The organism is Clostridium sp., from assembly GCF_050717535.1.
GTDB lineage: Bacteria > Bacillota > Clostridia > Clostridiales > Clostridiaceae > Clostridium_AD.
Map to the genome: position 1 here is coordinate 67,220 of NZ_JBOITM010000069.1, position 15,997 is coordinate 83,216.

Consider the following 15,997-nt stretch of genomic DNA (forward strand, 5'->3'; position numbering starts at 1 on the left):
TCTAAAAAAATTCTAACAGTGTTAGAGAAATCAAAAACAAGTAGAAATACCCTGATTAATTTGAATACCTATTGGATAAAATAGAGTTGTGGAGGTGTGAAAATGCTTGAAAATATATTTGAAACAAGGGTAATAGGGAGTAATACTATCTTTTTAGATATGCCAGAAGAAGAGTATTTTGTTAATTATAATAATTTGTCAGAGTGTGCGGCGCAGGAAATTACTTGTAATTATTTTAAAATAAAAAATAAAACTGGAATACCTCATGTGAGACAAATTCATGCCACTCCTAATATCCATAGTGTTGAGATTATAATAGAAATAGAAGAGAATGGAACAAATTAATATGTTCATTTAGTAAATAAATTTTCAAGTTTATAGTTTATTATGATTAGACCTTTAGTATATTATGCAATAACAATATTTATGGGATGCTTTACTTTTTTAATTTTAACTATTGATCCTATTTTAGGTGCAGTTATAGCTGCATCTTTTTTAGCTACAATGTATTTTACTATAGATAAAAAGTTCTTTTATTTAGTATTGTGTTTTTTTGTTATAGGAGCTGCAAATTATTATGCTTATTTTAATATTAATTTACCGAATAAAGCAAACGTGAAAGTGAGAATTTCAGACAAAAGTAGTTATTATTGTTATGCAAAATATAATGGTAAAAAAATAGTTTTAGAGGGAGATATTTTCAAATTAACGGAAGGAAGAAATGTTTGGATAAGTGGGAATTTTCGAAAAATACCAATATATGAAAGAGGAATAGTAGGGACATATAAAGTTCACGAGTATAAAATATGCCATGAGGATTTAATATTTAAGATTGAAAATTTTAGAAGCAACTTATACCAAAAATTTTCGCCCATATTAGGAAAAGAAAAAGCAGCACTAGTTATGGGTGTATGTTTTGGAGATAGTGGATACATAGAAAAAAATCAAAAAGAAGATTTTAAAAAATTGGGAATTAGTCATGTTATAAGTGTATCGGGACTACATATGTCAGTAGTATATAAAGTACTAGAAATTATTATTGGTTATAAAATTGCTATAGTATTTTCTTTTTTATATATGATATTTACAGGTGGGCAAGCATCTACTATAAGAGCTTTTATAATGATTTTTGTATTGAAAATATCAAGTAAAGTTTATAAAAAATACGATAGTCTTTCTTCGCTTAGCCTAGCAGCAATTATTCTACTTATAATTAGACCTTTTTCTATTCTAGATATTGGTTTTATGCTTTCTTTTCTTTGCGTTCTTGGAATTATATTATTTAATAAAAAAATGAAAAAGGTGTTATACAAACTACCCTCTACTTTAAACCAGTCTTTTAGCTTAAGCATAAGTTCTCAAATATTTTCTTTGCCTTATGCAGTCTTTGCATTGAAAACTTTCAGTTTAGGTTTTATTTTTGGTAATTTACTGCTATTACCATTTTACACGGTAGTTGTAATTCTTGGCAATATAGGTCTAGTGCTTAGTGGCATAAATGTATTGTTCAATTTAATAAATTATGGCTTATATACAGTTTTATCAATTATAGAATTTATTCAGAAAATTTTAGAGGCATTGTTACCCGAAATAATTTACTTTTCTTATATAGAGAGCTTAGTTGTATTTGGGCTATATCTATGTTATCTTGGAAATAAAAGTGGACATAAGCAATTTAAACATGTTCCCCTTTGTGTTATTTTTATTATTGTATTTCAAAATTATAAAGTTTTTCCTGAGATTAGCTATATAAATATAAATAAAAATGATATAGTTTTAGTGCAATATAAAAAAAATACAATTGCCGTTTCTACGGGTAACATTAATGGTTCCAATATAAGAGTGCCTGTGAAAATAAATAGTGTGGTTTCTGGTTACGTAGGAGATTCAACTATTAACCTTGGTGGCGGATGTATATTAAGATTAATTAGTCATGGTAAGAAATTAGAAGCACAAGTGTGTCTTTTGAAGAAAACTAATAATAGTGGTGCTAGTTTGCTATTTAATGATAATACGGTATTTAATGATACCAGTAAAGAAATTACGGCATTTAGTAATATTGTAAAACTGAAATGGGATGATACGTTTGTACCTGCGGGCACAATAATAAATAAGTACATAATTATAGGGAATAGAGTTATAAAATTTTTATAGGGTTGGAGGAATATTTTGATTAATTTAATGGATTTAGAAAAAAAGTTAAAGAAAAATGAATTAGATAATTGTTATGTGTTTTGCGGAGCGGATGAAAAATTAATAAAACAACATGTTAAATTTATCACGAGCAAGGTACTAAAAAGTGATTTTATAGATTTAAACTATGCCAAGTTTGATGGTGGTAAAACTGATTTTGAGACAATTATTGACTCTTGTGAAACCATGCCTTTTATGAGTAATAAAAAAGTAGTGGTGGTATATAGAGCATCGTTTTTAGAGGATAGTGGCGCAGGTAAGAATTCAGGGGATTCGAAAAATGACAATTTTGCACTGCTAAACGAATATTTAAAAAATCCAGCACCCCAATGTATTTTGATTATATATTATGTATTTTCAAGTGATAGAGAGAAACCTAGCAATAAAATTAAAAAATTAGAAAAAAAATCATGTGTTATTAAAGTTGATAAACTAAAAGGTGATTCTCTTCAAAAAAAATGTAAGGATTTATTTGAAAGTGCTGGTAAAAAAATCGGAAAAACTGAACTTATACTATTTTGCTCCAATGTAGACAATAATATGGATATTATATTAAACGAAGTAGAAAAACTAATTTCGTTTGCACAGGGAAGAGAAATTACAAAAGAAGATATTTTGGCTATGATGCCCCAAAAGAGTGAAAATGATATTTTTAATTTAGTTGATTATTTGTCGCAGAAAAATATAAAAAGAGCTTTAGACATCTTAAATGAGCTTATATATAAAGGTGAAAAAATTCCGTTTATCTTATTTATGATAGCTAGGCAATTTAATCTTCTATTTAATATTAAATTAGGCATAGAAAGTGGGAAAGGAAAAGAAACTTTGGCAAGTGAGTTAAAACTTCATCCTTATATATGTGAAAAAATGATTTCACAGAGTATGAAATTTACACTAAAGGGATTAAGGAGAAATATTGGACTATGTGTTGAAACAGAAAAAGCACTGAAAAGTACTTCTACTGACAATAAGATAGATATTGAAGTCTTTATGATAAAGACAGTTATGTAACAAAAAACAAATAACCGGTGCTTGTCACCGGTTATTTATTATGCCGTTAAACTTAAATTGTTTAACTTAGTTGCAAGTCTTGACTTTCTTCTTGCTGCTTTATTGATGTGAAGAATTCCTTTTGTTACAGCCATATCTAAAGCTTTAACCACGTTTGCATATGTAACCTTAGCTTCTTCAACATTGCCAGTAACGACAGCTGCTTCGAATTTTTTTACCTTAGTTTTTAAAGCTGATTTAATCATTGTATTTCTCTCTGTCTTAACTAGAGTAACTTTAATTCTTTTTTTTGCTGATTTAATATTTGCCATTTGTTTTTCACCCCCCTTTGTATTTAATCCGTATCTGCAATCTTGGGGAAAACTGCATACGAGTCTATTTAATAGACAATAGACAATTGATATTATAACATTAAATTTAAAGCACATCAAGTGAAATTTATCCTATATGTAGAAATTCTAATATAATGGTAGTTAAAATAAATAATTTTAAAAGAATAGGAAATAATTATTAGGAAAAGCTAATATTAAAAATCTAGTTGAGGTGAAATTATGATAAGTATAAGAACGGATTTAGCTGTGGAAGCTAAGGAGATATACAGTGCAGAAAACAATGGCGAGATTCCTGGCATTGATGTAGATGAGTATAATGAAGGTGATATTAAAATCACTAATGTAAAAATAGTAAGCGATGTTGGAGAAAAAATGATGGGAAAACCAAAAGGTACATATATAACTATTGATATCCCAGAATTTGTTCACTATGATGGTGAAGCTATGGATAGAGTTAGTGTTGTAATGGGAAAGGTACTGAAACCCTTAATAAAATTAGAAGATAGTATGACAGCTCTTGTGGTTGGACTTGGTAATTGGAATGTAACTCCTGATGCTATAGGTCCAAAAGTTGTTTCAAAAATAATGGTTACAAGGCACTTGAAAGAATTAGTACCGGACTCCATAGATGAAGGTATAAGGCCTGTATGTGCTATATCTCCTGGGGTACTTGGAATAACCGGTATGGAAACTAGCGAAATCATTAGAGGTATAGTGGAGAAGATAAAGCCTAATCTAGTAATTTGTATTGATGCCTTAGCTTCAAGAAAAATGGATAGGGTAAATAGAACTATACAAATAGGTACTTCTGGAATTTCCCCAGGAGCTGGCATAGGAAATCGAAGAATGCAAATAAATGAGCAAAGCCTTGGAGTGCCTGTTATTGCTATTGGAGTTCCAACAGTAGTGGATGCAGCAACTCTAGCAAATGATACCATTGATTTAGTGCTTGATGAGATGATTAGAACGGCAAGTGCAGGTGGAGAATTTTACAATATGCTTAAGTCCATTGATAAGGAGGAAAAACAAAAAATGATCACTGAGATATTAAATCCTTATGTTGGTAATCTTGTAGTTACACCAAAGGAAATTGATATGGTTATAAATTCTCTTTCTAAAATCATTGCGAGTGGTGTTAATATAGCCTTACAGCCAGCACTAGACCTGGAGGACATAAATAAGTTCTTAAACTAGAATTACCAATAATATACTAGTAATAAATCACTATATCCCCTCATATATAATGTAAAAGGCATCTGAAGAAAAACGGGTCAGCGTTTTGATAGTTATTTTTGAAGATGCCTATGCGAGGGGAGATAAAAATGAGTTACAGAGGTATAAATTTTAAAAGATTGAATAAGAAGTTGCACAGTGGAAAAACAAGTTTACCTAAATATAATAGTAAAAAAGGTACCAATGTTAAAGCGTTTTATAGTATTTTCACCCTGCTTCTTATTTTTTTATTTGGATCTATTTTACCCAAAAGTGTTAAAGCCTATGGCGAAGGTAATTATCAGAACTATTTTTATGTTAAGGCTATTAATAATACCTTATCTGTAATTAATGCTTCAAAAACTGAAGGGAAAGTGGCAGATAATGAAACTAGCATTAAATATGCAGTGTTATCTATTTTAGGGGTAGATATCTTAAATCCTATATCAATAATTGCAAAAGAAATTTCGTATTTAAATATTAATGAAATTATCCCTGATTTACATGTAGAAAATAATAGCAGTGAAGTAAACAGTTTAAAAACATTTATACTTAATCCTTTTAGTTTAGGAGAAAATCAGGTAAGCAAAAATCAAGCTACAACTCAAAAGTCTAATGTAGTATCAAGCTTATATGATCCTGCTTTGAAAAAAACTTTAAATAATGCTAAGCCTGAAGTATTTATATATCATTCTCATACCTCCGAAGCTTATCTAGCTTCGGACAAGGATACAACAAAAGTTGACAGTAGTTCGGATGTAACAAGAAATGTAACTGCTGTAGGGGATGTAATAGAGGAGGAATTAGAAAAAAATTATGGAATTGCAGTTATACATGATAAAACTGTGAATGATAAAGGCGATTATAACGGAGCCTATAAAAAATCTGGAGTTACCTTAGATAAGTATTTAAAGGAGTATGGAAATTTTAAATTAATTATAGATTTACATAGAGATAGTGCAAAGACCGTCACTACTAAGTTAAATGGTGAAGACGTTGCGAAATTTATGTTTGTAGTGGCACAGAAAAACCCTAGATATGCAAAGCAAAGGAAACTAATAGATTCAATGATAAGCACATCAAACAAACTATTCCCAGATCTTTTATATCCAAGGGAGATATATACTTATGATTGGGGAATAGGTTTTTATAATCAGAATAGAAGTGATAATGCGGTATTAATAGAAGTAGGCTCAGACGGTAACACTATTCAAGAAGCAAAAAATACTGGTAAGTATTTAGCAAGAATTATTGCAGAGCAAATAAATGGTAAAAGTGAATAATTTATTTTAAAAAGTGCATCCTTACTAAGAGGAAGATAATAATTAATAGCTATTATCTATCGGTTAGAATTAGGAGGCATTTTTTATGAGGGAAAAAGGTAGAATTAAATTTATTTTTGTGATTTTTGTTTGCTTTTTTATATTTATCTATGGATTTATTCAGGTTAACATTACTAAGCCAGAACTTGTAAGGAAAAAATCAAAATTTATAATGGAATTATCAGTAGTGCCCATTGATTTTAGAATAGAGACGGTGGATTATGTTTTTTATCTAAATAGTAAAATTATAGATAGCATGAAAGACAAATGCGTAAATGCATATAATGAAATAATTTCAAAATAATTGGATAAAGTGAAATAAAATATATCATTAAGACACTTTGTATTGACAAAGTCCCAGATATTTATGATATAATTTAAAGTGGTTTGTGAAAAACAATATGCTTTATTCAAATAAAAACAAATAATAATGGAGTATAAAGTATATTTAGGTTATGCTAAAGAGAATAATTTAATTCATATACAATAACGGGGGTAAAAATTAATGCAGAGTAATAGACAAAAATACATAAGAAATTTTTCCATAGTTGCACACATAGATCACGGCAAGTCTACTCTTGCGGACAGATTATTAGAAAAGACAGGTACATTAACTAAAAGAGAAATGGAAGAACAAGTGCTTGATACTATGGACCTAGAAAGGGAAAGAGGAATCACTATAAAATCTCAACCAGCGAGGCTCATTTATAAAAGGCCTAATGGAGAAGAATATATATTTAACCTTATAGATACTCCAGGACATGTAGATTTTAATTATGAGGTTTCAAGAAGCTTAGCTGCTTGTGAAGGTGCGGTGCTTGTAGTTGATGCTTCTCAAGGAATTCAAGCTCAGACTCTTGCAAACTGCTATCTTGCCTTAGATAATGATCTTGATATTGCACCAGTTATTAATAAAATAGATCTTCCTAGTGCGAGGCCACAAGAGGTTATTAAGGAAATTGAGGATGTAATAGGAATTGAGGCACAGGATGCTCCTCTAATTTCAGCCAAGACCGGGCTTAATATAGAAGATGTTTTAGAAACTGTGGTAAATAAGATTTCACCACCAAGTGGTGACGAAGAAGCCCCACTTAAAGCACTAATTTTCGATTCATCCTATGATAGCTATAAGGGTGTTGTGTGCTATGTAAGAGTTAGAGATGGTAAAATTAGACAAGGTACAAAGATTAAGCTAATGAATACTAATAAGGTATACGATGTAGTAGAAGTTGGAGTTTTTGTACCCAATTATTTGCCTGTACCGGAGCTAAGTGCTGGAGATGTTGGATATATAACTGCATCTATAAAAAATGTTAGGGATGCAAGGGTTGGAGATACAGTAACAGAGGCTGAAAGACCAGCACTTCAGCCACTTAAAGGCTACAGACCAGCAATACCTATGGTGTTTAGTGGTATATACCCTGTAGATGGTTCTAGATATGGAGAATTAAAAGAATCCCTAGAAAAACTTCAGTTAAATGATGCAGCCTTAGGGTTTGAGCCAGAGACCTCTATTGCACTAGGTTTTGGATTTAGATGTGGATTTTTAGGCCTTCTGCATATGGAAATAGTGCAAGAAAGAATAGAAAGAGAATTTAATTTGGATATTATTACAACTGCTCCATCAGTTATATATAAAGTAATGAAAACTAATGGAGAGTTAATAGAAATAACAAATCCTACAAATCTTCCAGAGCCTACAGAAATTAATTATATGGAAGAACCAATAGTTAAAGCTTCCATAATAACACCATCAGAATATTTAGGAACAGTTATGGAGTTATGCCAACAAAAGAGAGGCATATACATTGATATGAAATATATAGAAACTACTAGAGTTGTTTTAACTTATGACATGCCACTTAATGAAATAGTATATGACTTTTTTGATGCCCTAAAATCAAGAACAAAAGGCTATGCATCTTTTGACTATGAATTAAAGGGATATATAAAGGCAAGTCTTGTAAGATTGGATATTTTGCTTAAAGGAGAAAAAGTTGATGCTCTTTCTATGATTGTTCCTGAGGAGACTGCGTCTCATAGAGGAAGAGTTATGTGCGAAAAATTAAAAGAACATATACCAAGACAAATGTTTGAAATTCCAATACAAGCAGCAATAAACGCAAAGGTAATTGCAAGAGAAACTGTAAAAGCAATGAGAAAAGATGTTTTAGCTAAATGTTATGGCGGAGATATCTCAAGAAAAAGAAAACTATTAGAGAAACAAAAGGAAGGTAAAAAGAGAATGAGACAAGTGGGAAGTGTTGAAGTTCCGCAAGAAGCATTTATGGCTATACTTAAAGTAGATTAAAATGAAGGTGCATTCAAATAAATAACGAGTCAAGGGATATATTCTAGCCTAGACTTGTTATTTATTTGAGTAGGCCTAAAGTGAGGATAAAATATGAAGAATGTAGCGCTATATATACATATTCCTTTTTGCAAGCAAAAATGTTTATATTGTGATTTCCCATCCTATGCAGGTAAAGAAAAACATATGCTCCATTATTCCATTGCTCTCGCAAAAGAAATAAGTAGTATAAAAGATAAAAAAATAAAAACTATTTTTATAGGTGGGGGAACTCCTACCTATTTATCTTTGGCGGGCTGGGAAATAATTAGAAAAAGTATTGACACATTAGATACTTGTGATGATTTGGAGTTTACAGTGGAAGGAAATCCAGGAACCTTTACAAGAGAAAAATTAAACTTTTTTAAAAAAATGGGAGTAAATAGACTTAGTATTGGGCTTCAGGCATGGCAAGACACTTTGCTTAAAGATTTGGGGAGAATCCATACTATTTATGATTTTAAACAAAGTTTTGAAATGGCTAGAAATTTAGGCTTTGATAATATCAATGTAGATTTAATGTTTGGGCTGCCGGGTCAAACTTTAGTTCAGTGGAAAGAGACACTAGAGAATGTAACTCTCCTAAGTCCAGAACATCTATCTTGTTATAGTTTAATAGTGGAAGAGGGAACTGTTTTTTATAAAAGATTTGAGCAGGGAACCTTAATTCTGCCTAGTGAGGAAATAGAACGAGATATGTACCATGAAACATTAGAATATCTAAGAGAAAGTGGATACTCACAATATGAAATTTCAAATTTTGCAAAAGAAAACAGGCAATGTAGACATAATTTAGTATATTGGGATTTGGAGGAATATATTGGCTGTGGCTCAGCTGCCCATTCATATAGTGATGGTTTTAGGTATAGAAATGAAGAAAATGTAGAAAATTATATTGAAAAAATAAATATTGAAGGCAGTGCAATAGTAGAAAAAAAGAAAAATTCCACAGCAGCTGACATGGAAGAGTTTATGTTCATGGGTCTTAGAAAGACAATAGGCATAAGCAAAATTGAATTTACAAAAAGATTCAAAAAAGACATACACAGTGTTTATGAGCTGGTAATAAATAAATATACTAGCACTGGATTTATGGTGGAGAATAAGGATAATATATTTTTAACTAATGAAGGAATAGAAGTGTCTAATGTAATTATGGCAGAATTTCTTTTGTGATTTTTTTTATTGTAAGAAAAAAGGGCATTACTAGGGCGGAGGAAATAGGGCAAACTATTTATAAAATAGTGTTCTTTAGAAAACAAAAGAAAAACCGAGCATTTAGAACCTAAATAGGAATAATAGACATGTAATGCCTGTATTGAAAAATCAGGGTTATTGACAAATACAATGGTAAATGATACTTTTAATACATACTCGTTAGCACTCAACGGTAGGGAGTGCTAATAAAAGAGGTGATATTATGGAAATGGATGAAAGAAAAATTAAAATACTTCAGGCTATAGTTACAGATTATATAAACAATGGTGAGCCTGTAGGGTCCAGGACCATAGCTAAAAAGTATGATTTAGGTATTAGTTCAGCTACTATAAGAAATGAAATGTCAGATTTAGAAGAGATGGGATATATAGAACAATTATACACCTCATCCGGTAGAAAGCCTTCAGATAAGGGTTATAGATTATATGTTGATACACTTATGAAGCTCACTAAACTATCAGCTGAGGAAGAATATATGATCAAAAATCATCTTATCAATGCCGCTTTATATGAGGTAGATAAAATTATTAAGCAAGCAACACAAGTACTTTCTCACCTTACCAATCTTACATCCATAGTTAAGGCACCTTCAGTTCAAAAAAGTTGTATAAAATATTTACAGCTAATGAATCTAGATGGTGGGAGCATTTTGTTTGTAATTATTACTGACAGTGGTATTATCAAAAATAATTTTATTAAGATCAGTAAACCCATTGGTAGTTCTACCATAGAAAAACTTACCAATATACTTAATTTTAGATTAGGAAAGCTTACAATTGAACAAATAAACTTAGAAGTCATTAATAATTTGAAAGTTGATTTAGCTTCTTTTGTAGAAGTTTTTGATGGTATTATCCCGGCTTTATATGATAGTTTATCTGGTGTTGAATCTTCAGAGGTATATATTCAAGGAGCTGCAAACATATTTAACTATCCAGAATATAACGATATTGTTAAAGCTCGTGAGTTTCTAGTCTTAGTAGACAACAAAGAAAGTATAAGCAGTTTACTAAATGCTAACGACATTACTGGTAATATTACAATCAAAATTGGTGGAGAAAATTTTGTTGAGTGTGCTAGAGAATGCAGTATTATAACTGCAGTTTACAGTGCATCTGGAGTTCCACTGGGTTCTATTGGTGTTATTGGACCAACAAGAATACCTTATGGAAAAGTTATATCTGTATTAACTGAAATAGTTAAAGAATTAAATGATAATATAGCTCAAATTTATGATGATCATAGATAAGTTCTTAGATTAAAAGATTTACTTGAGCCTGAAAGGGAGGAATGCTTGCATGCATAAAAATGAAAAAGAAACTTTAAAAGAAGAAACTACATCAATGCCTTATGGAAATCCTAGTTTAGTAAATGAAACTGAAACTAACGAAGCTGAAACTTGCGAAGCCAAAAGCACTATAAATGATGCTGATGATGGTATACAAAAGGATGGTATACAAAAGGATGGTATACAAGAGTATGGTATACAAGAGGATGGAGAAGTAATAGATGCAACTCCAGAGGAAGCTGAAATAGTAGAAGAGGAAGAGTTTAACGAACTTTTAGAAAGTGAAAAAGAAAAAAATATGAGTAAAAAAATGAAAAAACTAGAAGAAGAAAATATGAAATTACAAAATGAGGTTGTTGCTTTTAAAGATAAACTTTTAAGGACAGCTGCTGAATATGAAAATTTTAGAAAAAGAACAGTAAAAGAAAAAGAATGCATATATACTGATGCCTGCTCAGATGTTTTAAAAGAAGTACTGCCAGTGCTGGATAACTTAGAAAGAGCACTTTCTGTTGAAGGATCGGGTGAGGATCTAAGAACTGGAGTAGAGATGACAGTAAGACAGTTTAATGATGCTTTTAATAAATTAGGAGTGGAAGAATTAGCAGAAGATGGCGAGTTTGACCCGAATTTCCATAATGCAGTAATGCATGTTGAAGATGAACAATATGGGACTAACGAAATAGTGGAAGTGTTCCAAAAGGGTTATAAAAGAGCAAATAAAGTATTAAGACATAGTATGGTTAAAGTTGCCAATTAAAGATTATTTTTATTAAAAAATATATAAGACATAATAGTTATAACTGTTATGAACTAAAAAAGGAATACAAGGAGGAAATAATAATGGGAAAAATTATAGGAATAGATTTAGGTACAACGAATTCATGTGTAGCAGTAATGGAAGGTGGAGAACCCACAGTAATTTCTAATTCAGAGGGAGCAAGAACTACACCATCTGTAGTTTCATTCCAAGCTAATGGAGAAAGACTAGTAGGTCAAGTTGCTAAAAGACAATCAATCACAAATCCAGATAGAACAATAAGTTCAATCAAAAGAGACATGGGTACTGATCGTAAAATAAATATTGATGGAAAATCACATACACCACAAGAAATTTCAGCTTATGTTCTACAAAAGATAAAAGCTGATGCTGAAGCTTATTTAGGAGAATCAGTTACTGAAGCTGTAATAACAGTACCTGCATATTTCAACGATAGCCAAAGACAAGCAACAAAAGACGCAGGAAAAATAGCTGGACTTGAAGTTAAGAGAATAATAAATGAGCCAACAGCAGCAGCACTTGCTTATGGACTAGACAAAATGGATGTTAATCAAAAGATATTAGTATATGATTTAGGTGGCGGTACATTCGATGTATCTATATTAGAACTTGGTGATGGTTTATTCGAAGTTAAATCAACTAATGGTAATACTAAACTTGGTGGAGATGACTTTGACCAAAGAGTTGTAAATCACATAGCTGATACTTTTAAAGCAGATAATGGAATAGATTTAAGAACTGATAAAATGGCACTTCAAAGATTAAAAGAAGCTGCTGAAAAAGCTAAAATTGAATTATCATCATCAATGCAAACATCAATTAATTTACCATTTATTACTGCAGATGCAACAGGTCCAAAGCATATAGAGATGAACTTAACAAGAGCTAAATTTAATGAATTAACTCACGATTTAGTTGATGCTACAATAGAGCCAATGAAAAAAGCTATTGCAGATGCAAACTTATCACTTAGTGAAATAGATAAAGTTGTACTTGTAGGTGGTTCAACAAGAACACCAGCAGTTGTAGATGCAGTTAAAAACTTTACTGGAAAAGAACCTTCAAAGGGAGTAAATCCTGATGAATGTGTAGCACTTGGTGCAGCAATTCAAGCTGGAGTACTAACTGGAGAAGTTAAAGATGTTTTACTTCTTGATGTAACTCCATTAACACTAGGAATTGAAACATTAGGTGGAATAGCTACTCCACTAATTGAAAGAAATACTACAATACCAGCTAAAAAGAGTCAAGTATTCTCAACAGCTGCAGATGGTCAAACATCAGTTGAAATTAACATTGTTCAAGGTGAAAGACAAATGGCTGCAAGTAACAAGAGTTTAGGAAGAGTTACTCTTTCTGGAATAGCAGCAGCACCAAGAGGCATCCCACAAATAGAAGTTACTTTTGATATAGATGCTAATGGCATTGTTAATGTATCAGCTAAAGATAAAGGAACAGGAAAAGAAGCTAAAATAACAATTACAGCATCAACTAACTTAAGTGATGATGAAATTGATGCAGCAGTAAAAGAAGCAGAAAAATTTGCAGGAGAAGATAAAGCTAGAAAAGAAGCAATCGAAGCTAAAAACAATGCAGAACAATTAGTATATCAAACTGAAAAAAGCTTGAAAGAACTTGGAGAAAAAGTAGCAGAAGAAGATAAAAAAGATATCGAAGCAAAACTTGAAGCTCTTAAAAAAGTTAAAGACGGCGAAGATATAGAAGCTATAAAGAAATCTACTGAAGAATTAACTGAAGCTTTCTATGCAGTAACTACAAAAATTTATCAAGCAGAAGCTGAGCAAGCAAAAGGAGCAGAAGGAGCAGAACAAGGCAATCCTGAAGGCAATGCTGAGCATGATGACAACGTAGTGGATGCTGATTACAAAGTAGAAGACGACGAAGAGAAAAAATAAGTTGAATAAACAATAAAACCATTAAATAAGGGTAGGGTATTTACCCTTCCCTTAATTTAATTAAAGTTATGTTAGCAATAAGCAATGAAAAACTATATAATAGTAATAGTTGAATTATTTAATCAACAATTTATGTTATAGAAGCATATATATTTTAGGTGGTGTAAAACAGCATGGCAAAAAAAGATTATTATGAAACCCTCGGCATAGAAAGAGGTGCCAGTGAAGAAGAAATCAAGAAGGCTTTTAAAAAGGGCGCATTAAAATATCATCCAGATAGAAACCCAGACAATAAAGCTGCAGAAGATAAATTCAAAGAGATGAATGAAGCATATCAGGTTTTATCTGATTCTGATAAAAGAGCAAGATATGACCAATATGGTACAGCTGATGATAATGGGGCAGGCTACGGCGGCGCTTCTGATTTTTCAGGCTTTGGTGGTTTTGGAGATATCTTTGGTGACATATTTGGAGGGGGAGGATTTTCTCAAAGAAATCAAAATGGCCCTAAAAAAGGTGCGGATTTAGAATATAATTTAAATTTAACCTTTGAAGAGTCTGTTTTTGGTGTAGAAAAAGATATATCTGTTACTAAAAACGAAAAATGTGATGACTGTGGCGGTAGTGGTGCGAAAGCAGGTACGACCGCAAAAACTTGTGATAAGTGTGGTGGAAATGGGCAGATAAAAGTTCAGAGAAATACTGCTTTTGGAAGCTTTGCTAGTATGAGCACTTGTGATAAATGCGGAGGCAAAGGTAAAATAATCGCTGAACCATGTAAAACTTGTCATGGATCTGGAAAAGCTAGAAAGAATAGAAAAATTAAAATTAATGTTCCAGGTGGAGTTGATACTGGAAATGTTATGCCTCTTAGAGGGCAAGGAGAACCAGGTGAAAAAGGTGGTCCATCAGGAGACTTATATATAAATATCAGAGTAACTCCTCATAAAACTTTTAAGAGGAATGGAATTGATATTCATATAGAATCTCATATAAGTTTTGGATATGCAGCTATAGGTACTGAAATTAAAGTTGCAACCGTGGATGGAGATGTTAAATATAAAGTTCCAGCAGGAACACAATCTGGTACTGTCTTCAGACTTAAAGGAAAGGGTATACCTAGAGTTAATGGGCATGGAAGAGGAGACGAGTACGTAAAAGTTATTGTTGACATTCCAAAAACTTTGAATGATAAGCAAAAATCAGCACTAAAGGTTTTCATGGAAGCTAGTGGAGAGACCGTAGATTTGTCTGATGATAAAAAGTCTTTTGTTGATAAAATATTAGGCAAATAAGAATAATAATAATAAAACTTCGTTTTGTAAAACGGAGTTTTTTTATTATAATTATTGTGTTAAAATATTGGGAATGATACACTTATATTGAGTAATAATTGGTATCTACCAAACATTAAAAAAGAAGGAGGATACAATGATTAGTGATAAAAATTGGATTGAAGTAACTATAATAACAAGCAGTGAGGCAGTTGAAGCGGTGTCTGCAATGCTATATAATACGGGAGTAGAGGGAGTTTCTATTTTGGATCCACTAGATATGATTTTTAGGCGAGATCATACCACAGATTGGGATTATTTTGATGAGTCTATTATAGATACAAATAGTGGAGTTGTAATAAAAGGATACTACAAAAAAGATGAAAAATTTGAAGGTTATTTAGAAGAGATTAAAACTGGAGTAAATAATTTACCAAAGTTCGGACTAGATAAGGGCGTAGGGTCTGTTGTAGCCAATAATGTAAAGGAAGAAGATTGGGAAAACAACTGGAAGCAGTATTATAAACCAATAAAGGTAGGAGAGAAAATAGTTATAGTGCCTATATGGGAGAAGTACCATAAAAAGCCCGATGAGATAATTGTAGAGCTAGATCCAGGCATGGCTTTTGGAACTGGTACTCATGAAACTACTAGGATGTGTATAAAGGCACTTGAGAGGCATGTGAAGGGCAATTCAATTGTTTTTGATATAGGAACAGGGTCGGGGATTCTATCCATTGCTGCGGCCAAGCTTGGAGCTAAAAAGACTATAGGAGTTGATTTGGATCCAGTAGCAGTAGATTCTGCAAAGCAAAATGTCAGTTATAATGATGTAAACAACATAGAAATACTGTATGGTGACCTGTTAGAAGTTGTAAGTGGAAAGGCTAATATAGTTATAGCTAATATAATGGCTGATGTAATTATGTTTTTGACAGAGCAGGTTAAATCAGTTCTAGTAGAAGGCGGTTATTTTATATCTTCAGGAATAATTTTAATTAAAAAAGATGAAGTAATAAATAAATTAACAGAGTGCGGTTTTAAAATCGAGGAGATAAATATCGAGGGAGAATGGGTTTGTATAGTTGCAAAGTTATAGT

Annotated in this window: 14 protein-coding genes; 13 read left to right on the forward strand and 1 reads right to left on the reverse strand. The window is 31.6% G+C overall.

Annotation, left to right across the window (positions count from 1 at the left end):
• Nucleotides 1-102 precede the first annotated feature (102 nt).
• The 3 genes from ACREVU_RS11615 to holA are packed head-to-tail and all read left to right on the forward strand — an operon-like array spanning nucleotide 103 to nucleotide 3,204.
• Nucleotides 103-345: a hypothetical protein gene (locus tag ACREVU_RS11615; protein ID WP_431551759.1), complete on the forward strand. Its 243-nt coding sequence runs from the start codon at nucleotides 103-105 to the stop codon at nucleotides 343-345.
• 42 nt (nucleotides 346-387) lie between these two features.
• Complete coding sequence (locus tag ACREVU_RS11620; RefSeq protein WP_431551760.1) at nucleotides 388-2,154, forward strand: ComEC/Rec2 family competence protein; 1,767 nt, start codon at nucleotides 388-390, stop codon at nucleotides 2,152-2,154.
• A 15-nt stretch (nucleotides 2,155-2,169) separates the two neighbouring features.
• Nucleotides 2,170-3,204 carry a DNA polymerase III subunit delta gene (holA, locus tag ACREVU_RS11625; protein ID WP_431551761.1) on the forward strand — a complete coding sequence of 345 codons (1,035 nt, stop codon included), beginning with the start codon at nucleotides 2,170-2,172 and terminating at the stop codon, nucleotides 3,202-3,204.
• Nucleotides 3,205-3,242: 38 nt separating this feature from the next.
• On the opposite strand, the gene rpsT is transcribed toward holA, so the two are convergent.
• Entirely contained in the window at nucleotides 3,243-3,515 is a 273-nt protein-coding gene (gene rpsT, locus ACREVU_RS11630) for a 30S ribosomal protein S20 (protein ID WP_431551762.1), read from the reverse strand.
• 240 nt (nucleotides 3,516-3,755) lie between these two features.
• Between rpsT and gpr the strand changes: the two genes are divergently transcribed.
• The 10 genes from gpr to prmA all read left to right on the forward strand — a co-directional run bounded on the left by gpr (nucleotide 3,756) and on the right by prmA (nucleotide 15,996).
• A complete protein-coding gene (gene gpr / locus ACREVU_RS11635; protein WP_431551763.1) occupies nucleotides 3,756-4,730 on the forward strand; it encodes a GPR endopeptidase in 975 nt (324 codons plus the stop codon).
• Between the two features lie 128 nt (nucleotides 4,731-4,858).
• Nucleotides 4,859-6,031 (forward strand): stage II sporulation protein P, encoded by a 1,173-nt coding sequence (locus ACREVU_RS11640; protein ID WP_431551764.1) that lies wholly within the window; start codon nucleotides 4,859-4,861, stop codon nucleotides 6,029-6,031.
• Between the two features lie 85 nt (nucleotides 6,032-6,116).
• Entirely contained in the window at nucleotides 6,117-6,374 is a 258-nt protein-coding gene (locus ACREVU_RS11645; RefSeq protein WP_431551765.1) for a hypothetical protein, read from the forward strand.
• 201 nt (nucleotides 6,375-6,575) lie between these two features.
• Nucleotides 6,576-8,381, forward strand: a complete 1,806-nt coding sequence (lepA, locus tag ACREVU_RS11650) for a translation elongation factor 4 (protein ID WP_431551766.1) — start codon at nucleotides 6,576-6,578, stop codon at nucleotides 8,379-8,381.
• A gap of 93 nt (nucleotides 8,382-8,474) precedes the next feature.
• Nucleotides 8,475-9,596 (forward strand): radical SAM family heme chaperone HemW, encoded by a 1,122-nt coding sequence (hemW, locus tag ACREVU_RS11655; RefSeq protein ID WP_431551767.1) that lies wholly within the window; start codon nucleotides 8,475-8,477, stop codon nucleotides 9,594-9,596.
• Between the two features lie 244 nt (nucleotides 9,597-9,840).
• On the forward strand, nucleotides 9,841-10,887 hold the full coding sequence (gene hrcA / locus ACREVU_RS11660) for a heat-inducible transcriptional repressor HrcA (RefSeq protein WP_431551768.1): 1,047 nt from the start codon (nucleotides 9,841-9,843) through the stop codon (nucleotides 10,885-10,887).
• Nucleotides 10,888-10,981: 94 nt separating this feature from the next.
• On the forward strand, nucleotides 10,982-11,686 hold the full coding sequence (grpE, locus tag ACREVU_RS11665) for a nucleotide exchange factor GrpE (RefSeq protein ID WP_431551800.1): 705 nt from the start codon (nucleotides 10,982-10,984) through the stop codon (nucleotides 11,684-11,686).
• Nucleotides 11,687-11,769: 83 nt separating this feature from the next.
• Nucleotides 11,770-13,623 (forward strand): molecular chaperone DnaK, encoded by a 1,854-nt coding sequence (gene dnaK, locus ACREVU_RS11670; RefSeq protein ID WP_431551769.1) that lies wholly within the window; start codon nucleotides 11,770-11,772, stop codon nucleotides 13,621-13,623.
• Nucleotides 13,624-13,796: 173 nt separating this feature from the next.
• Nucleotides 13,797-14,918: a molecular chaperone DnaJ gene (dnaJ, locus tag ACREVU_RS11675; protein ID WP_431551770.1), complete on the forward strand. Its 1,122-nt coding sequence runs from the start codon at nucleotides 13,797-13,799 to the stop codon at nucleotides 14,916-14,918.
• A 136-nt stretch (nucleotides 14,919-15,054) separates the two neighbouring features.
• Nucleotides 15,055-15,996: a 50S ribosomal protein L11 methyltransferase gene (gene prmA, locus ACREVU_RS11680; protein ID WP_431551771.1), complete on the forward strand. Its 942-nt coding sequence runs from the start codon at nucleotides 15,055-15,057 to the stop codon at nucleotides 15,994-15,996.
• Nucleotide 15,997 lies beyond the last annotated feature (1 nt).

What these genes read in the sequence shown, in the direction of transcription:
- ACREVU_RS11615 (WP_431551759.1), top strand. Translation starts at nt 103, where the DNA reads ATGCTTGAAAATATATTTGAAACAAGGGTAATAGGGAGTAATACTATC.
- ACREVU_RS11620 (WP_431551760.1), top strand. Translation starts at nt 388, where the DNA reads ATGATTAGACCTTTAGTATATTATGCAATAACAATATTTATGGGATGC.
- rpsT (WP_431551762.1), bottom strand. Translation starts at nt 3,515, where the DNA reads ATGGCAAATATTAAATCAGCAAAAAAAAGAATTAAAGTTACTCTAGTT.
- gpr (WP_431551763.1), top strand. Translation starts at nt 3,756, where the DNA reads ATGATAAGTATAAGAACGGATTTAGCTGTGGAAGCTAAGGAGATATAC.
- ACREVU_RS11640 (WP_431551764.1), top strand. Translation starts at nt 4,859, where the DNA reads ATGAGTTACAGAGGTATAAATTTTAAAAGATTGAATAAGAAGTTGCAC.
- ACREVU_RS11645 (WP_431551765.1), top strand. Translation starts at nt 6,117, where the DNA reads ATGAGGGAAAAAGGTAGAATTAAATTTATTTTTGTGATTTTTGTTTGC.
- lepA (WP_431551766.1), top strand. Translation starts at nt 6,576, where the DNA reads ATGCAGAGTAATAGACAAAAATACATAAGAAATTTTTCCATAGTTGCA.
- hemW (WP_431551767.1), top strand. Translation starts at nt 8,475, where the DNA reads ATGAAGAATGTAGCGCTATATATACATATTCCTTTTTGCAAGCAAAAA.
- hrcA (WP_431551768.1), top strand. Translation starts at nt 9,841, where the DNA reads ATGGAAATGGATGAAAGAAAAATTAAAATACTTCAGGCTATAGTTACA.
- grpE (WP_431551800.1), top strand. Translation starts at nt 10,982, where the DNA reads ATGCCTTATGGAAATCCTAGTTTAGTAAATGAAACTGAAACTAACGAA.
- dnaK (WP_431551769.1), top strand. Translation starts at nt 11,770, where the DNA reads ATGGGAAAAATTATAGGAATAGATTTAGGTACAACGAATTCATGTGTA.
- dnaJ (WP_431551770.1), top strand. Translation starts at nt 13,797, where the DNA reads ATGGCAAAAAAAGATTATTATGAAACCCTCGGCATAGAAAGAGGTGCC.
- prmA (WP_431551771.1), top strand. Translation starts at nt 15,055, where the DNA reads ATGATTAGTGATAAAAATTGGATTGAAGTAACTATAATAACAAGCAGT.